This is a genomic window from Priestia megaterium (assembly GCF_046599315.1).
In the GTDB taxonomy this organism is placed as follows: domain Bacteria; phylum Bacillota; class Bacilli; order Bacillales; family Bacillaceae_H; genus Priestia; species Priestia megaterium_F.
In genome coordinates this window covers 397,932-412,720 of record NZ_JBKIKC010000003.1, presented here as the reverse complement: position 1 = coordinate 412,720, position 14,789 = coordinate 397,932, and the positions used below count along the sequence as shown (strand labels likewise).

General features: G+C 36.7%; 22 protein-coding genes. 10 read left to right on the top strand and 12 right to left on the bottom strand.

Translation table 11 applies throughout. The features are described 5' to 3' along the window. Positions 1-14: 14 nt before the first annotated feature. Together ACLHDF_RS13230 and ACLHDF_RS13225 are read right to left on the bottom strand one after the other, a co-directional pair. Positions 15-257: a DUF2584 domain-containing protein gene (locus ACLHDF_RS13230; RefSeq protein ID WP_413919232.1), complete on the bottom strand. Its 243-nt coding sequence runs from the start codon at positions 255-257 to the stop codon at positions 15-17. Positions 258-311: 54 nt separating this feature from the next. After that, positions 312-1,094 (bottom strand): alpha/beta hydrolase family protein, encoded by a 783-nt coding sequence (locus ACLHDF_RS13225; protein ID WP_413919231.1) that lies wholly within the window; start codon positions 1,092-1,094, stop codon positions 312-314. Between the two features lie 172 nt (positions 1,095-1,266). On the opposite strand from ACLHDF_RS13225, the gene ACLHDF_RS13220 reads away from it, so the two are divergent. From ACLHDF_RS13220 to ACLHDF_RS13210, 3 genes are read left to right on the top strand one after another with little or no spacing between them, the layout of a single operon-like run. Continuing rightward, positions 1,267-2,265 (top strand): ABC transporter substrate-binding protein, encoded by a 999-nt coding sequence (locus tag ACLHDF_RS13220; RefSeq protein WP_413919230.1) that lies wholly within the window; start codon positions 1,267-1,269, stop codon positions 2,263-2,265. A 1-nt stretch (position 2,266) separates the two neighbouring features. After that, positions 2,267-3,037: an ABC transporter ATP-binding protein gene (locus tag ACLHDF_RS13215; protein WP_413919229.1), complete on the top strand. Its 771-nt coding sequence runs from the start codon at positions 2,267-2,269 to the stop codon at positions 3,035-3,037. Continuing rightward, positions 3,024-3,830 carry an ABC transporter permease gene (locus ACLHDF_RS13210; RefSeq protein ID WP_413919228.1) on the top strand — a complete coding sequence of 269 codons (807 nt, stop codon included), beginning with the start codon at positions 3,024-3,026 and terminating at the stop codon, positions 3,828-3,830. The genes ACLHDF_RS13215 and ACLHDF_RS13210 overlap by 14 nt, the downstream gene beginning before the upstream one ends. Positions 3,831-3,875: 45 nt before the next feature. Here the strand turns inward: ACLHDF_RS13210 and ytkD are convergent, their stop codons facing one another. From ytkD to ACLHDF_RS13185, 5 genes are all read right to left on the bottom strand, one after another. Then, the gene (gene ytkD, locus ACLHDF_RS13205; RefSeq protein ID WP_413919227.1) at positions 3,876-4,346 is read right to left on the bottom strand and encodes an RNA deprotection pyrophosphohydrolase; all 471 of its coding nucleotides are present in this window, start codon (positions 4,344-4,346) and stop codon (positions 3,876-3,878) included. A 104-nt stretch (positions 4,347-4,450) separates the two neighbouring features. After that, positions 4,451-4,771, bottom strand: coding sequence for a hydrolase (locus ACLHDF_RS13200; RefSeq protein WP_413919226.1), 321 nt, complete (start codon positions 4,769-4,771; stop codon positions 4,451-4,453). 74 nt (positions 4,772-4,845) lie between these two features. Next, positions 4,846-5,271 carry a holin family protein gene (locus ACLHDF_RS13195; RefSeq protein WP_413919225.1) on the bottom strand — a complete coding sequence of 142 codons (426 nt, stop codon included), beginning with the start codon at positions 5,269-5,271 and terminating at the stop codon, positions 4,846-4,848. A gap of 81 nt (positions 5,272-5,352) precedes the next feature. Continuing rightward, complete coding sequence (locus ACLHDF_RS13190) at positions 5,353-5,793, bottom strand: Dps family protein (RefSeq protein WP_116515011.1); 441 nt, start codon at positions 5,791-5,793, stop codon at positions 5,353-5,355. Between the two features lie 162 nt (positions 5,794-5,955). Further along, the gene (locus ACLHDF_RS13185; RefSeq protein ID WP_013059547.1) at positions 5,956-6,429 is read right to left on the bottom strand and encodes an S-ribosylhomocysteine lyase; all 474 of its coding nucleotides are present in this window, start codon (positions 6,427-6,429) and stop codon (positions 5,956-5,958) included. A gap of 150 nt (positions 6,430-6,579) precedes the next feature. Between ACLHDF_RS13185 and yidD the strand changes: the two genes are divergently transcribed. Further along, a complete protein-coding gene (gene yidD / locus ACLHDF_RS13180; protein WP_413919224.1) occupies positions 6,580-6,807 on the top strand; it encodes a membrane protein insertion efficiency factor YidD in 228 nt (75 codons plus the stop codon). A 3-nt stretch (positions 6,808-6,810) separates the two neighbouring features. Here the strand turns inward: yidD and ACLHDF_RS13175 are convergent, their stop codons facing one another. After that, positions 6,811-7,386 carry a beta-class carbonic anhydrase gene (locus tag ACLHDF_RS13175; RefSeq protein WP_413919223.1) on the bottom strand — a complete coding sequence of 192 codons (576 nt, stop codon included), beginning with the start codon at positions 7,384-7,386 and terminating at the stop codon, positions 6,811-6,813. 118 nt (positions 7,387-7,504) lie between these two features. On the opposite strand from ACLHDF_RS13175, the gene ACLHDF_RS13170 reads away from it, so the two are divergent. Together ACLHDF_RS13170 and ACLHDF_RS13165 are read left to right on the top strand one after the other, a co-directional pair. Further along, the gene (locus ACLHDF_RS13170; RefSeq protein ID WP_413919222.1) at positions 7,505-8,692 is read left to right on the top strand and encodes a GTP-binding protein; all 1,188 of its coding nucleotides are present in this window, start codon (positions 7,505-7,507) and stop codon (positions 8,690-8,692) included. An 83-nt stretch (positions 8,693-8,775) separates the two neighbouring features. Beyond that, positions 8,776-9,735, top strand: coding sequence for a metal ABC transporter substrate-binding protein (locus ACLHDF_RS13165; protein ID WP_413919221.1), 960 nt, complete (start codon positions 8,776-8,778; stop codon positions 9,733-9,735). A 29-nt stretch (positions 9,736-9,764) separates the two neighbouring features. Here the strand turns inward: ACLHDF_RS13165 and ACLHDF_RS13160 are convergent, their stop codons facing one another. After that, positions 9,765-10,010, bottom strand: a complete 246-nt coding sequence (locus ACLHDF_RS13160) for a type B 50S ribosomal protein L31 (RefSeq protein ID WP_013059552.1) — start codon at positions 10,008-10,010, stop codon at positions 9,765-9,767. A 152-nt stretch (positions 10,011-10,162) separates the two neighbouring features. Here ACLHDF_RS13160 and ACLHDF_RS13155 point away from each other — a divergent pair, with 152 nt between their 5' ends. Together ACLHDF_RS13155 and ACLHDF_RS13150 are read left to right on the top strand one after the other, a co-directional pair. Further along, a complete protein-coding gene (locus tag ACLHDF_RS13155; protein ID WP_413919220.1) occupies positions 10,163-11,497 on the top strand; it encodes a cytochrome ubiquinol oxidase subunit I in 1,335 nt (444 codons plus the stop codon). A gap of 15 nt (positions 11,498-11,512) precedes the next feature. Next, a complete protein-coding gene (locus ACLHDF_RS13150) occupies positions 11,513-12,547 on the top strand; it encodes a cytochrome d ubiquinol oxidase subunit II (protein WP_413919219.1) in 1,035 nt (344 codons plus the stop codon). A gap of 29 nt (positions 12,548-12,576) precedes the next feature. Here the strand turns inward: ACLHDF_RS13150 and ACLHDF_RS13145 are convergent, their stop codons facing one another. From ACLHDF_RS13145 to ACLHDF_RS13135, 3 genes are all read right to left on the bottom strand, one after another. Further along, on the bottom strand, positions 12,577-13,035 hold the full coding sequence (locus ACLHDF_RS13145) for a flavodoxin (protein WP_413919218.1): 459 nt from the start codon (positions 13,033-13,035) through the stop codon (positions 12,577-12,579). Between the two features lie 15 nt (positions 13,036-13,050). After that, the gene (locus tag ACLHDF_RS13140; RefSeq protein ID WP_413919217.1) at positions 13,051-13,797 is read right to left on the bottom strand and encodes a hypothetical protein; all 747 of its coding nucleotides are present in this window, start codon (positions 13,795-13,797) and stop codon (positions 13,051-13,053) included. A gap of 63 nt (positions 13,798-13,860) precedes the next feature. Beyond that, positions 13,861-14,142, bottom strand: a complete 282-nt coding sequence (locus tag ACLHDF_RS13135; RefSeq protein ID WP_328107234.1) for a DUF2325 domain-containing protein — start codon at positions 14,140-14,142, stop codon at positions 13,861-13,863. Positions 14,143-14,349: 207 nt separating this feature from the next. Between ACLHDF_RS13135 and ACLHDF_RS13130 the strand changes: the two genes are divergently transcribed. Together ACLHDF_RS13130 and ACLHDF_RS13125 are read left to right on the top strand one after the other, a co-directional pair. Beyond that, positions 14,350-14,508 (top strand): DUF1540 domain-containing protein, encoded by a 159-nt coding sequence (locus tag ACLHDF_RS13130; protein ID WP_413919216.1) that lies wholly within the window; start codon positions 14,350-14,352, stop codon positions 14,506-14,508. Positions 14,509-14,573: 65 nt separating this feature from the next. After that, entirely contained in the window at positions 14,574-14,777 is a 204-nt protein-coding gene (locus ACLHDF_RS13125; protein WP_013059559.1) for a hypothetical protein, read from the top strand. Positions 14,778-14,789: the final 12 nt, after the last annotated feature.

The window sequence follows — 14,789 nt, the reverse complement described above, 5'->3', positions numbered from 1 at the left end:
GGACGATCGGTTTTTTAGTTAGTCGAATGTAATTTTGTCAGTTCATATGTGACAATAGTTTTTTCTTGCTCCATTTCTACCTTACGCACAATAGCAGTTCCAATACATTCTCCATTTTTCGTTTTATGAATGTTTAACGGAATATCTAGCGGATACAAACGATATCCTTTTTTCTCAACTTGAAAAATGTTATCTCTTACACGCTTTTCACTGCCTTTTGTCACAATCATTGTATTTAATTCTAGTGGCATCCCCATTTTTTCTCACTCCTCACTGTTATTTTACTTGTTTTTTCTATCGTAGCATATCTTTTATTGCGCTTTCATCCACTTTGTTAGCTTCTTCACCGTTTCACGGTTTTCTTTTGGTGGAAAAGCATGTGGAAAGTTTTCGAAGTACCAGCTGGTAACTTTTTTATTGGATTCTTTTAATTTGGATTCGAGCTGATAGGAATGATCAATCGACACGTTTTTATCTTCTAAACCATGAATGAGCAGAACCGGCGGCTCGACAAGATGAGCCCGGTGCAAAGGTGTCCTCCATTCGTATCTTTCAGGATATTTGGCAGGAGTCCCTCCAATCACCCGCTTCATCATTCTTCTTAAATCTTCTCTTTCTTCATATGTCAACACCATATCCGTGACTCCTCCCCATAACACAAGAGAACGGCTATCGTTTTTTTCAATTGCGGTGAGCAAAGCCATCACTCCTCCTCTTGAAAAACCAAAAATATGAATACGATCATGATGGACATTAGGCAGATGTTTCAGTAAATCGTAAGCAGCAAAGGCATCGTAGCGATCATCTCCTGCAAAATCTTCATTTCCTTCTCCTCCTTGATTTCCCCTATAGAACGGAGCCATCACAATAAAACCTTGAGAAGCAAATTGAATGAGTCGAGCAGGACGAACGGTTCCTACGTTCTTAATACCTCCCCTTAAGTATAAAAAGCCGTCATACACTCCTTTTTCTTTTGGCTCTGCGAGCATCCCTTTAATCTTAAGCCCTTGACACGCATATGTAATCACCCACAGCGCCACGCGAGGGTTTGGTGATGGGAAACGCTGTTTATGTAGAATTGTTCCATCTTTCATTTTTTTCCTCCATTCTTTATATAACTAGCCTGTTTTCTCCCGCCAGGATATACTTTCAATCGTTAACTAATACTTCTTTGATTTTCCACATGGTTATATAGGCACTCACCTTCTTCTACTTTCTTACATACATTATCATAAAATATTTTATTATCTTAAGGAGGTTTGCTTTATGAAACCAATTAAATGGCTCTTTTCTTTGCTTGCTATTATGATTTTACTCATTCCACTAATTAGCTGCAGCAAAACAACATCTTTACAAACGGTTCGCGTCGGTGAAGTAACCCGTTCTATTTTTTATGCTCCCCAGTATGTCGCCATTTCAAAAGGCTTTTTTGAAGAAGAAGGAATAAAGGTAGATTTAAAAACAACATGGGGCGGAGATAAGACAATGACGTCACTTTTATCTGACGGCATTGACGTCGCTTTAGTCGGATCGGAAACTTCAATCTACGTATATGCACAAGGGTCTAGTGATCCCGTCATCAACTTTGCACAGCTAACCCAAACTGACGGAACATTTCTAGTAGCGCGTAACAAGGTTGATCAATTCTCATGGGATCAGCTTAAAGGCAAAACGTTTCTTGGTCAACGCAAAGGCGGCATGCCGCAAATGGTGGGGGAATATGTGCTGAAAGAGCATAACATTGATCCTAAAAAAGATGTAAAACTCATTCAAAACATTGATTTTGCTAACGTTGCGAATGCTTTTGCTTCTGGTACTGGAGATTACGTTCAATTATTTGAGCCAACGGCTAGCATTCTAGAGAAACAAGGAAAAGGACACATCGTTGCCTCTTTCGGAAAAGAATCAGGAACAGTTCCTTATACAACATTTATGGCCAAAGAAAGCTATTTAAAAGATAATCCTGAAGCAGCAGCTAAATTTACTCGAGCTATCTATAAAGCACAAAAATGGGTAGACACACATAGTACAGAAGAAATTGCCGAAGTGATTGCACCATATTTTGAAGATACTCCTAAAGAAACGCTAAAAACCGTTATTGACCGCTATAAATCCCAAAAATCCTTTGCAACAAACCCTTTATTAGATAAAAAAGAGTGGGATCATTTACAAACAATCATGGACGAAGCAGGAGAGCTCCCAAGACATATTGATCACAACAAGCTTGTCAACACAAAATTCGCAAAAGATGCAATGAGTGAGTAATATGATAAAACTTCACATTCAAGACGTTCAGCATATGTATCTTACGACAAAGTCTGCTACGACTGCGCTTGAACATATTAACTTGTCTATTGAAGAAGGAGAATTTGTTTCCTTTCTCGGACCCAGCGGATGTGGAAAAACAACGCTTCTATCTATTATTGCAGGGTTGATTGAACCAACGTCGGGCCTCGTCACAATAGACGGTGAAAATATTGGAACATCTGTCCCAAACATCGGTTATATGCTTCAACAAGATTATTTGTTTCCGTGGAAAACCATTAAAGAAAATATTTTACTTGGACTTGAAATTCGCGGACAGCTAACAGATGAAACAGAAAGCAAAGCATTGTTACTTCTAAAAGAAATTGGTTTACAGGGCGTAGATAGCCTATATCCCCACCAGTTATCCGGAGGCATGAGACAACGTGTTGCTTTAGTCCGAACACTAGCCATTGATCCTGCTATTTTACTCTTAGATGAACCTTTTTCAGCACTCGATTTTCAAACAAAACTCAAGCTTGAAGAACTTGTCTCGAAAACGCTGATGACCTATCAAAAAACCGCCGTTTTGGTCACACACGATATCGGCGAAGCTATTGCCATGAGCAGCCGAATCTTTTTATTCTCAGCCAAGCCGGGAAAGATTGCAAAAACATTTACGGTTCCCTCTATTCTACGAACCCTCTCTCCGTTTGAAGCACGACAGCATCCTGTCTATAACGACTTATTTATGGACATATGGAAGGAGCTTGATCAACTTGAAACCCGCTAGCTCCCTAAATACTCTTCATGAAAGCTACCTTCGAAAAGTTAGGGCCGAAAAACGATTAGTACTAAGCGTGCAGGTGATAATTTTCTTAGCCTTTTTTAGCTTATGGGAACTGGCTTCTCGTTTAAAGTGGATGGACCCTTTAATCTTCAGTTCTCCTACTAAAGTGTGGCATTTATTTGTAATTAAACTTGCCGACGGCTCGCTAGCAGAACATATTGGCTTTACTTTATTTGAAACGATTCTTGGCTTCATTTTGGGCACATTGCTAGGCATTTTACTTGCAACAGCCCTTTGGTATTCAAGTAGACTTGCACATATATTAGACCCTTACCTCGTTATTTTAAACGCCATGCCTAAAGTAGCGCTGGGCCCTATTTTAATTGTAGCTATCGGTCCAGGATTTTTCTCAATCTTAATGATGGGGGCAATTATATCCGTTATTATTACATCCATCGTCGTTTACACAGCATTTAAAGAAGTTGATCCAAACTATATTAAATTACTAAAAAGCTTTGGGGCAACGAAAACCCGCTGTTTTAAAGAAGTAATTTTGCCAGCTTCCATGCCTGCCATTATTTCCACATTTAAAGTAAACGTCGGGTTATCTTGGGTAGGAGTCATCGTAGGAGAATTTTTAGTTTCTTCAAAAGGACTTGGATATATGATTATTTATGGTTTCCAAGTCTTCAACTTTACTCTTGTTCTTCTCAGCTTATTATTAATTGCCATTTTCGCTACGATTATGTACCAAGGCGTGGCTTATTTAGAAAAGAAATTGATCAGACGCTCATAAAAAAACCCCCCGTACAAACGGGGGATTTTCATTGATATGATGCTATTACAAAAATGTTCGCTTTACATGTTTCATTACATATTGTAAAACATTATCTTTCATGATGAAGCTGTACGCATCATCTTGTTGAATGCCCAAAGGTAGTTCATCAATCATTACGGGGCCATCCGTTTCCATGTAGTCTTCTTTTTTAATTACATTTCCAATAGTAGCAAAATAAATATTTTTAATAATGGTCTTTCCTTTACTTACTACTTTATATTGACCAATATAAGTTAAAGAAGAGACTTCTCCACCTGTTTCTTCAAATACTTCTCGAACCGCTGCTTCTTCTGGTACTTCATTACCTTCTAGTTTTCCTCCGGGAAATTCTAAACCTCGTTTTGAGTGATTCGTTAGCAACCATCGATTTTCATACCTGCATACGACCCAAACATGACGTGGAGTTTTCGAGAATGGATTTTTTTCAAATGATAAAAATACTTGATTATGATATGCATCCTTAAATGTGTACATGGTCTACTCAAACTCCATTTGATTTTTCCCTTATTTTATCATACATTACTGCCGTAACTGATAAGAAAAGTATGCTCGTACTTTTTTTCTTTATTTTTTACCTATTATTCCATTCTATCTGAAGATAAGATATTCATCTGTTTGATATGTGATTTTGTTTCATCATCTCCTAGCTGATAAAGCATTGCATATATTTCAACTGTCGTTTTATCATACATATCATTTTGAGAATCATGATGATATTCCAAATACGGAATATGTGATCGCCAAAAGCTTGACCAATCGCTTGAAGCATGCTGATCTAAACACGTTCTCAGCAGCTCCACTTCTTCATCTGTTGCTTCAATCGCATAATTCCAATCTGAGGCAGTATTTGACTGATTGATTTCTCCTGAACTCAGAGATACATAATATTTTTTTGTCATGAAAGATATTCAGCTCCTTCTTTCTAGTGCCAACTTATCTTTCTTATTTGTATCTTATTCTTTTTTTATGCACTCTACGATTTAAAGTGGTCTTTTAAAACCTCTATTGCTTTTTTTAAAGGTTCTGGAATTGGAATTCCTACAATTCCTGCATTTTCTGTAATTGAAATCATTTCATTTAAAATATAAAATAAAATAGCTCCATCTCGAATAATATGACCGTTTTCCCAAAATACAGAATCGATAAAGTTTGCTACGGCAATCATGGCAAAAATAAAAATCTTTTTGGCAATTCCTTTAAAACCTACTTTGCTAGATAAACGTTTATTTATAAAAGCTCCAATCGTACCTGTCAAATAATCTATTGCCACTAATGCTACTAAAGCTATTAGTAAATAGTCCCACTCTCCAAATAAAAAAAAAGCCAGTGAACCTAAACTTGAGATTATCAAGACAGAAAGCTTCTGCATATCCACTTTTTTCACCCTTTCAGCAGTCATATCCCTACAGTATATGCTGGTGAAAAAAAAGTGTTCGTCCATCTTCTCATAAAAAAACCTGCGATTACTCGCAGGTTTTAATTACTTACCTAGGAATGATTTTAACATCCACATATGTTTTTCTAAGCTTTGATGAATGGCTAACAGCATGTCTCCTGTTGTTTCATCGCCCGCTTCACCCGCTGCGTCCATTCCTTCTTTTAATTCAGCAGTTAGCGTATCAAAATCGCTTACTAAAGAAGCAACCATATCTTTAGCCGTTTCACTGCCATCAGCTTCTTTAATAGAAGAAAGTTCTAATGATTCTTTCATTGTTGCTACAGGTTTTCCTTCTAATGCTAAAAGACGTTCTGCAAGGTCATCAATAATTGTAGCTGTTTCCGTATAGAGCTCTTCAAACTTTTCATGAAGAGTGAAGAATTGTTCACCTTTTACATACCAGTGGAAATTATGAAGTTTTATGTACATTACACTAAAGTTTGCTACTTGTTTATTAACAATTTCATTTACATTTGCTGCCATGTTGTTCGCTCCTTTGTGAACTTTTTATATAGTATAGTTGTACCCTTTTTTAGTTGATTAAAACATTTTTTCACCAAAAGAGGCATTTCCCTTTCTTTCGACCTAGAAAAAATTAGTCATCTTTTTCCAAATAAAATAAGCAGCCCAGCGGACTGCTTATTTTTAGCCAAATACTTTTTCTAAATCTTCTTTGTCCTGTTCTAACCAGAACTTCATCAAGCGTTTTGCTCCTTCTAAGTCATGAAGTTTCGCTTGACCGCACTGCTTTTCATTTGCTGCTGGAATTTCAGTAATGTTAATCGCATCTTTTAACGTATCGTCTAACAAATCAATAATTTCACGTACAGTCGGCTCGCCGCTCACTACTAAGTAGTACCCTGTTTGACATCCCATAGGCGAAATATCAATAATATCAAAGTGATCATATTTCTCTACATGAGTACGAATATTAAAAGCTAATAAATGCTCTAACGTATGAATAACGTCCGGCTTCATTGCTTGTTTGTTTGGTTGACAGAAACGAATATCAAATTTATTTACAACGCCGTCGCTTCCCACTTTGTGAACACCGCAGTGTCTTACATAAGGTGCTTTAACCGCATTATGGTCTAGCTCAAAACTTTCTACTGATGGCATAATACCACTCCTTTTTTCTTCTTTCACCTATCATAACATGCAATTCCGATATATTTCATCCATTTAATAACCTTTATTTCTTTTAGTTGCTTTTTATTCCTTCTATCCCTTATAGTATGAGCAAACACGAAAGAAAGAACGTGATAATAAATGATTGCAAAGCTTTTGCTTTTACTTATAAAAGGATATCAAAAAGGAATTTCACCTTTCCTTCCAGCAAGATGCCGGTTTTACCCTACTTGCTCACAGTACGGAGTTGAATCCATTAAACGCTTTGGTGCCATAAAGGGATCTTATTTGACTGTGAAACGCATTTTAAAATGCCACCCTTTCCATCCGGGTGGCATTGACGAAGTACCTGAAAAAAAATCACACTAAGCTTTAGTTATTTCCAACAGCTTCATACCCATTTACAACAACGTCTAGCTTTCCTGTATTTGGATCAATAACTAGTCCATGTACAGGAATATCCTTTGCAAATAGAGGATGATTACGGATTGTATCTACACTATGCTGAACCGTTTCTTCTACTGAATCAAAACCCGTTAACCATTTTTTTAGATCCATTCCAGAGTATTCAATGGTATTAATCACTTCATCTGAGATACCTTTTGCTCTTACTTTTTCTAAAAAAGGTTCCGCTTGAAGTTTACCCGCTCCACAGTCATGGTGACCAATTACGCATACCTCATCTGCTTGAAGCTCATATACAGCTACTAAAATGCTTCGCATAATACTTCCAAATGGATGTGAAACAAGCGCTCCTGCATTTTTAACGATCTTTACATCTCCGTTGCGCAAATTCAAAGCGTGTGGAAGTAATTCTACCAATCTTGTATCCATACACGATAAAATAACCATTTTTTTATCAGGGAATTTGCTTGTTTCGTAAAGTTCATACTTTTTTTCTTCTACAAATTTTTGATTAAATTCTAAAACATCTTGTAATAAGCTCATTTGCTGTCTTCTCCTTCATAAAAAAATTCTTTCTTGTATTATAATACTTTTTCCTATAAGATGAAAAGTGTTAAATCGTAATCATTATTATTTATAAACAAGAAAGTAGGTTATAACAGTGAAAAAAATCCCCGTTACCGTGTTAAGCGGATACCTTGGTTCAGGTAAAACAACTCTTTTGAATCATATTTTAAAAAATAAAGAAGGCTTAAAAGTCGCGGTTATCGTCAATGACATGAGCGAAGTAAATATTGATGCTGATTTAGTTAAACAAGGCGGATTTTCTCGAACAGAAGAAAAACTTGTTGAAATGCAAAATGGCTGTATTTGCTGTACACTTCGAGACGATTTAATGAAAGAAGTAGAGCGCTTAGCTGACAATGGAGACATTGATTATATTGTAATTGAATCCTCTGGAATCAGCGAGCCTATCCCTGTTGCTCAAACATTTACTTATATTGATGAAGAGCTTGGCATTGATTTAACTCAGAAATGTTCATTAGACACGATGGTGACTGTAGTAGATGCTAATCGCTTTTGGGAAGACTTTTCATCCGGCGAAAGCTTATTAGACCGCAAAGAAGGAACGGATGAAAACGATACAAGGGAAGTGGTTGATTTATTAATCGATCAAATTGAATTTGCAAACATCATTTTGTTAAACAAAGTTGATTTATTAACAAAAGATGATGCAGATGAGCTGCAAGCTGTACTTCACAAATTAAACCCAGAAGCCACTATTATTCAAACGATTAATAGTGAGGTAAACCTTGAGACCATACTTCATACCGACTTATTTGATTTTGAAAAAGCTAGTCAAGGAGCCGGTTGGATTAAAGAACTAAATGAAGAACATCATACTCCTGAAACTGAAGAGTTTGGCATTTCTTCTTTTGTATACAGAAGGAGTCGTCCTCTTCATCCTGAACGCTTTATGAAATGGTTAGAAAACTGGCCGGTTGATATTGTACGTGCAAAAGGATTTTTCTGGCTTGCTTCACGTAACCATATGGCAGGACTTCTTTCTCAAGCTGGTACGTCCATTATGATTCAAGGAGCGGGTGAATGGGTAGCGACGTACACAGCGGAGGAAAGAGAACAAACCTTAAAAGAAGAACCTGAATTACGATCAAAATGGGATGAACAATTTGGAGACCGCATTAACGAGCTTGTGTTCATTGGTATTGATATGAATGAAGCGGAAATTATCAAAACATTAGACCGCTGTTTGTTGACAAATGAGGAAATGAATCAAGATTGGACTACTCTCAACGATCCTCTTCCGAAATTCACAGTAAATGCATAAATTTTTAGTTTTCAAATCGTAATAATTACGATATAATAACATAGGCCATAAATGGTTACGATACGAACGGAAGGAGAAACATAATGAACTTTAAACCACTTTTAATGGTGCTTGCATTAGGAATTGGAACAGCCCTTGCAGGGTGCAGTTCAAGCAGTGCAAATAACGCATCCGATAATAAAAACAAAAAATTAGAAGTTTATACAACAATTTACCCTTTACAGGACTTTACTGAAAAAATCGGCGGAAAATATGTAGAAGCTAAAAGTATTTTACCAACCGGTGTAGATGCTCACTCATTTGAACCTACAACAAAAACAATGGTCAAAATCGCAAACGCAGACGCATTCGTTTACTCAGGAATTGGACTTGAAGGTTTTGCAGATAAAGCACAATCCACACTAGAGAATGAAGATGTAGCTTTAGTAGAAGCTGCAAAAGGAATTGAATTAGCAAAGAGTTCCGAAGATGAGCATGCTCATGAGGACGAACATGCCCATGAAGAAGAGCATGACCACGGAGATACAGACCCTCATGTTTGGCTCGATCCTATTTTAGCTATTCAATTAGCAGAAAATATTAAAAATGAACTTGTTGAATTAAAACCGGATAAAAAAGCAGAATTTGAAAAGAACTTCCAATCGTTAAAAGCTCAGCTTAAAGATGTAGACCAAGAGCTAAATACAACAATTGGTGACGCACCTCATAAAGAAATTTTAGTATCGCATGCAGCTTACGGCTACTGGGAAAAACGATACGGCTTAAAGCAAATTAGCGTAGCGGGTTTATCCCCTACAAATGAACCTTCTCAAAAACAATTAAAAAACATCGTAAAACAGGCAAAACAAGACAACATCAAATACTTTATCTTTGATCAAAATTTAAAACCTAAAGTGTCTACGCTTGTTAAAAATGAAGTGGGAGCCCAAGCTTTAACACTTCATAACTTAGAGTCATTAACAAAAGACGATGTTAAAAATAAGGAAGATTATTTCTCCATTATGCAACACAATATTGATACGTTGAAAAAAGCATTATATTAATAAAAAAACTAGCCTCTCGGCTAGTTTTTTTATTGTAATTTATATTTTTGCTTAAAGCGTTCTACGCGTCCGCCTTTATCAGCAAATTTTTGTTTTCCTGTATAAAACGGATGTGTATCTGAACTGATTTCTACTTTTAAAAGCGGATATGTGTTGCCATCTTCCCATTGAACGGTCTCATTCGATTGTTTTGTAGATCCTGATAAAAATGATGTTCCGCTATTTGTATCCATAAATACAACTTTGCGATAGTCTGGATGAATATTTGTTTTCATAAAATATCTCTCCTTTAAAACAATATACCTTTATTATAATCGTAATGATTACTATTTTCAAGTGATATGTTTTACCAATTCCGATGCATAAAGTGTGGTAAAAAGTGGACAATAAGGTTTATCAATACTTTACTGGAAAGGTTGAAAAATGAATGGATCATTTAGTTACTGCACGTTCAATGTTTGGTCTGAACATGGGGGTACATATTATTTTTGCCACTCTTGGCGTCGGCATTCCTCTCATGATTTTATTGGCTGAAATTCTTTACTACAAAACAAAAGATAAAGATTATGAACTTATGGCACAGCGCTGGACAAAAGGAGCCGCTGTCCTCCTTGGAGTCGCAATTCCTACGGGAACGATTGCTGGTGTTCAATTAGCGTTGCTTTGGCCAGGTTTTATGGAAATCGTAGGAAAAGTAATGGCTCTTCCCTTTCAAATTGAAATTTATGCTTTCTTTATTGAAGCACTTTTCCTCTCTATTTATGTATACGCAGCGGACCGTATTTCTAGAAAAATGCGGATTATTAGTCTGATTTTAGTGGCAATAGGAGCTCTTGCCTCTGCCGTTTTAATTACAAACGTGCACGCATTTGAAGGAACACCTGCTGGATTTCGAATTTTAAATGGAGAAATTGCAAGCGTAGATCCTTGGGCAGCTTTCTTTAACCCTAGTTTCTTTGTAACGTCTGGCCACGTAGCCGTTTCTGCCTATACAACAGGCGGCTTTGTTATCGCTTCAGTGGCTGCCTTTAAAATGCTTCGTGCACGAAAACATAATCCAAGAGAATATAAATTTCATCATAAAGCGTTGATGATGGGATTGGTAATCGGCGGAATCTTTTCTTTTGTAACGGCTTTAAACGGACATGAATCCATGCAAAGAGTATACGAATATCAACCTGAAAAACTTGCAGCGGCTGAAGGACTATTTGAAACGCAAGACCATGCTCCATTAGCTTTAGGGGGATTTACGGATGAAAAAGAACAGCGAGTCAAGTATGGGATTGAGTTTCCTTGGATGCTCAGCTTCTTGTCAGGTAATAGCTTTGACACAGTGATTACTGGGCTTAATGACTTCCCTAGAGATTATTGGCCGCCGCTTTTCGTGCATACTTTGTTTAACGGTATGGTAATTATCGGATCAATTTTAATTTTAGTGGCCCTAGTGGGCGTTGTTTGGTATAAGTTTTTAAAGAAGAAAAGCTTCCCGAAAATTTTCATGTGGGCATTTGTCGCAACTGGTCCTCTCGCTATTATGGGCATTGAATTCGGCTGGATTTTTGCGTGTACAGGAAGACAACCTTGGGTCATTTACCGAATTATGCGTACATCAGAAGCGGTTACTACTTCTGCTAATTTGCATATTTTATTTTTTTTATTTTTGCTTGTTTATATTGTGCTCGTGGCAGCTGTGGCACTTGTGCTGGTATTTTATTTCAGACGAAATCCGCTTTCTAAAGAGCTTGCTGCACAAGCAGATTAAAAAGGATGTGAGAATATGGGTGATTCATTACTAGCAATTACTGTAATATGGGGCTTCATTTTCATCTATGCCGTAATGGGAACGATGGACTTTGGAGCTGGTTTTTGGTCGATGGTATATATCAATCGTACGAAAACAAATGCTACAGACGTAGCAAACAGATATCTATCGCCTACTTGGGAAGTAACCAATGTATTTATTGTTGCGATTGTTGTTGCACTGTTTAGCTTTTTTCCTCGAGCTACATTTACGCTTGGAACAGTGTTATTAGTACCGGGGAGTATTATTTTACTTCTCTTATCTATTCGAAGCGGATTTTTAGTGTTTTCACATTATGCTAGTAGCTTTAAATATCGGAGAGCATTGGTTTATATATCCGGTATATCTGGCGTGTTAATTCCTGCTTTTTTAATCGCCGTACTGCCAGTAAGTCAAGGTGGATTTATTGATATCATTGACGGAACGCAGCAATTAAATTTAGCAAGAGTGTTTTCAAGTCCGCACGTTTATTCATTTATTGGCTTTGCCATCACCTCTTCGCTGTTTCTGTCGTCTCTTTTATTAGCAGATTACTCGAAGTCATCTGACGAAATGGAAGCTTATGCGGTCTATCGGCGTGATGCGCTCATTACAGGACCTCTTTCATTGCTAATGGCTATCTTTATTATGATTACAATGCAATCAGAAGCAAGCTGGTTATATGATAAAATGATGCAGTTTAAGCCTCTTCTTTACGGGTCTGTAGGTCTATTTGTAGTAGCTGGCATTGCCCTGCTGCTGCCTTCTCAAAAAGGAAAAGGAATGCCTCGTTTAGCCGTGGTATCCATTATCCTTCAATATTTCTTAGCAAGTTACGTATATGGGCGAAGCCATTTACCTTATGTTGTGTATCCAAACGTAACGATCGAGAATGGATTTACACATCCCGATGCGTTTCATTCCTTATTTATTGTCTATATCGTTGGTTTTGCCATTTTATTTCCTGGATTCTTTTATTTCTGGCGTCTATTCATGAAAGATAATAAATACAGTAAAAAGAAGCCATATTAAAAAACCGGTCAGCTATTGACCGGTTTTTCTTATGAAGCAGCAGATTTTACTACTACTTCAGCAAAATTTCTAACAAACGTTTTACATCTTTCTACATCTTCTCCAAAGGGCGAGAGCTCAATTTTTAAACTGGGAACAATTACGTTTCCATTTCGTTCCGTTATTTTTTCTTCGAGCAAATCCACCGCTCCGCAAAAAATATCATATGATGAATCACCTGAACCAAATACAGCCACCTGCTTTTGACTGAAATCCATGTTATCCATTTCATCATAAAGATCTAAAAAATCATCTGGCAGCTCTCCGTCTCCCCACGTGTAAGCTCCAAGGATAATGGATTCTGCGGATACAAGATCAGAAGCATCGATATCATATACTTCTGATCGTTTCACATGTAATCCATGTTTGACTAATTCTTCTTCAATCAAATCAGCTATTGACTCTGTGTTGCCTGACATACTCGCATAAGCTAGTAAGATTTCTTTCATTTTAATGACGCTCCTTTACACCAGTAGTGTTGGCGGCACATCCCCTTCCTCAGCACATTCTTGTTTAAGAGGACAGTTTTCACACTCACTGGATGCATTATTCTTCTGAAAATGTATTGGTTCCATTAACACACTTTTGACAATATGTAGTTGAAGTATGGCTTTTTTATAATCATCTAGTGCAATATGATAAGTTGTTGTTTTTCCTGTTAATAATGAATAAAAGTGGATTTGTTCAGGAACCTTTTTAAATGCTTGTCTGGAAAAAACGACGATAAAATCTTTCATCGTACGCTTCACTTCTTCGTGGTCGTCTAGAATAAACTTCGTTACCGTATAAGAATTCTCTGTCCATGCAGCAAAATCAATCGTTAGAGAAAGGTTACTTTGAATTTCTTCTACATAAACACTGTATTTCTCAAACACAAAAAGCGGTAGTTCTACATGTGCTTTCTCTCCTAAAAACCTCAGTAAATAATCACTTACTTTAGCTAACACATCGTAATAGTGTACGGGTGATGAAAACATATTTGGCTTTAGGCGCCAATATTTTTCAATGAGCTGTAAAACATAGAACTTTGAGCGATACTGAATTGGCTTGCTACAGTACCTTTTAATAATTTGATGGACAGTTACTTGAACATGCTGTTTCCAATCTATAGATGTTTTTTTCAAAAGAAGCTGCTGCTGATAAAATTTGTACGGGCATCGAATAAATTGTTCGATGTGATCGTTGGAGAGTGTCTTTATATGAACTTTCATCGGTTCCACCTATGCCTCACCACCCTAATTGAAATTCATTCTCAATAGTAGTTAAAAATTAAATCATGAAATCTGCTCAATCACTTTACGGATAGCACTCCATGAATGTTTGACGAAATAAATCGGTTTTTGCTGTTTTTTTGCTTTTTCTTTAATGACTTTTGCCATGTTGTGATTAATAAAATCCGTAATAACTAATACAAACCCAATGTGTTCAGGGATTTCTCGCTTCACCATATTGCTTTTACGTCCGTCTAAATGAATTACTTCATTAAATCCTTCTCCCTCTAGACGATCTGTAATATGCTTTAACCTGTCTCCTCCTACAACCATAACTGATGACATGTTTGTTCCCTCCAAGTTAATTATTCATTTAATGATTTGACAACAACCTGTAGTTTCTACTATATACACAGTTTAATTGAGAATGATTCTCTTTGTCAATGTTTAATTGATAAAAATTCTCAATTAAAATGAAAGTCTACCATCTTTCTTATAAGTTATTTGAGTTTTGACCATACTATAGCTATCACATACAAAGGAGGGTTAACGTTGGAACAAAACATTCTCTGTGAAGTAAATAACTGTCACTTTTGGAAAAGTGGAAATCACTGCAGTGCAGAAGAAATTTACGTAGTAAGTCATAGCGGAAAACATGCAGCAAGCAGCTATGAAACAGACTGTAAAACGTTCAAGCCAACTGAAGCGTAACCCGCAAAAGGACAGCCTCTTGGTTGTCTTTTTTCTCTTCAAAATAATTACAAAAGGAGAATAATATGAAGACTGAACAACTCATTCATTTTTTTAAAGAAGAAGCAATAAAAGCAAATGAACAAACCTTTCCAATCTATGTACAATCGTTTACTCATTTATGGACATATAAATGGGGAACGCTTGAAAACATCCCAGAAGAAATTGATGACTTAATTACCACACGCGCGTTAGAACTTGGACTTATTCACTTAAAAAAAGCTGACTAATCAATAAAGAAA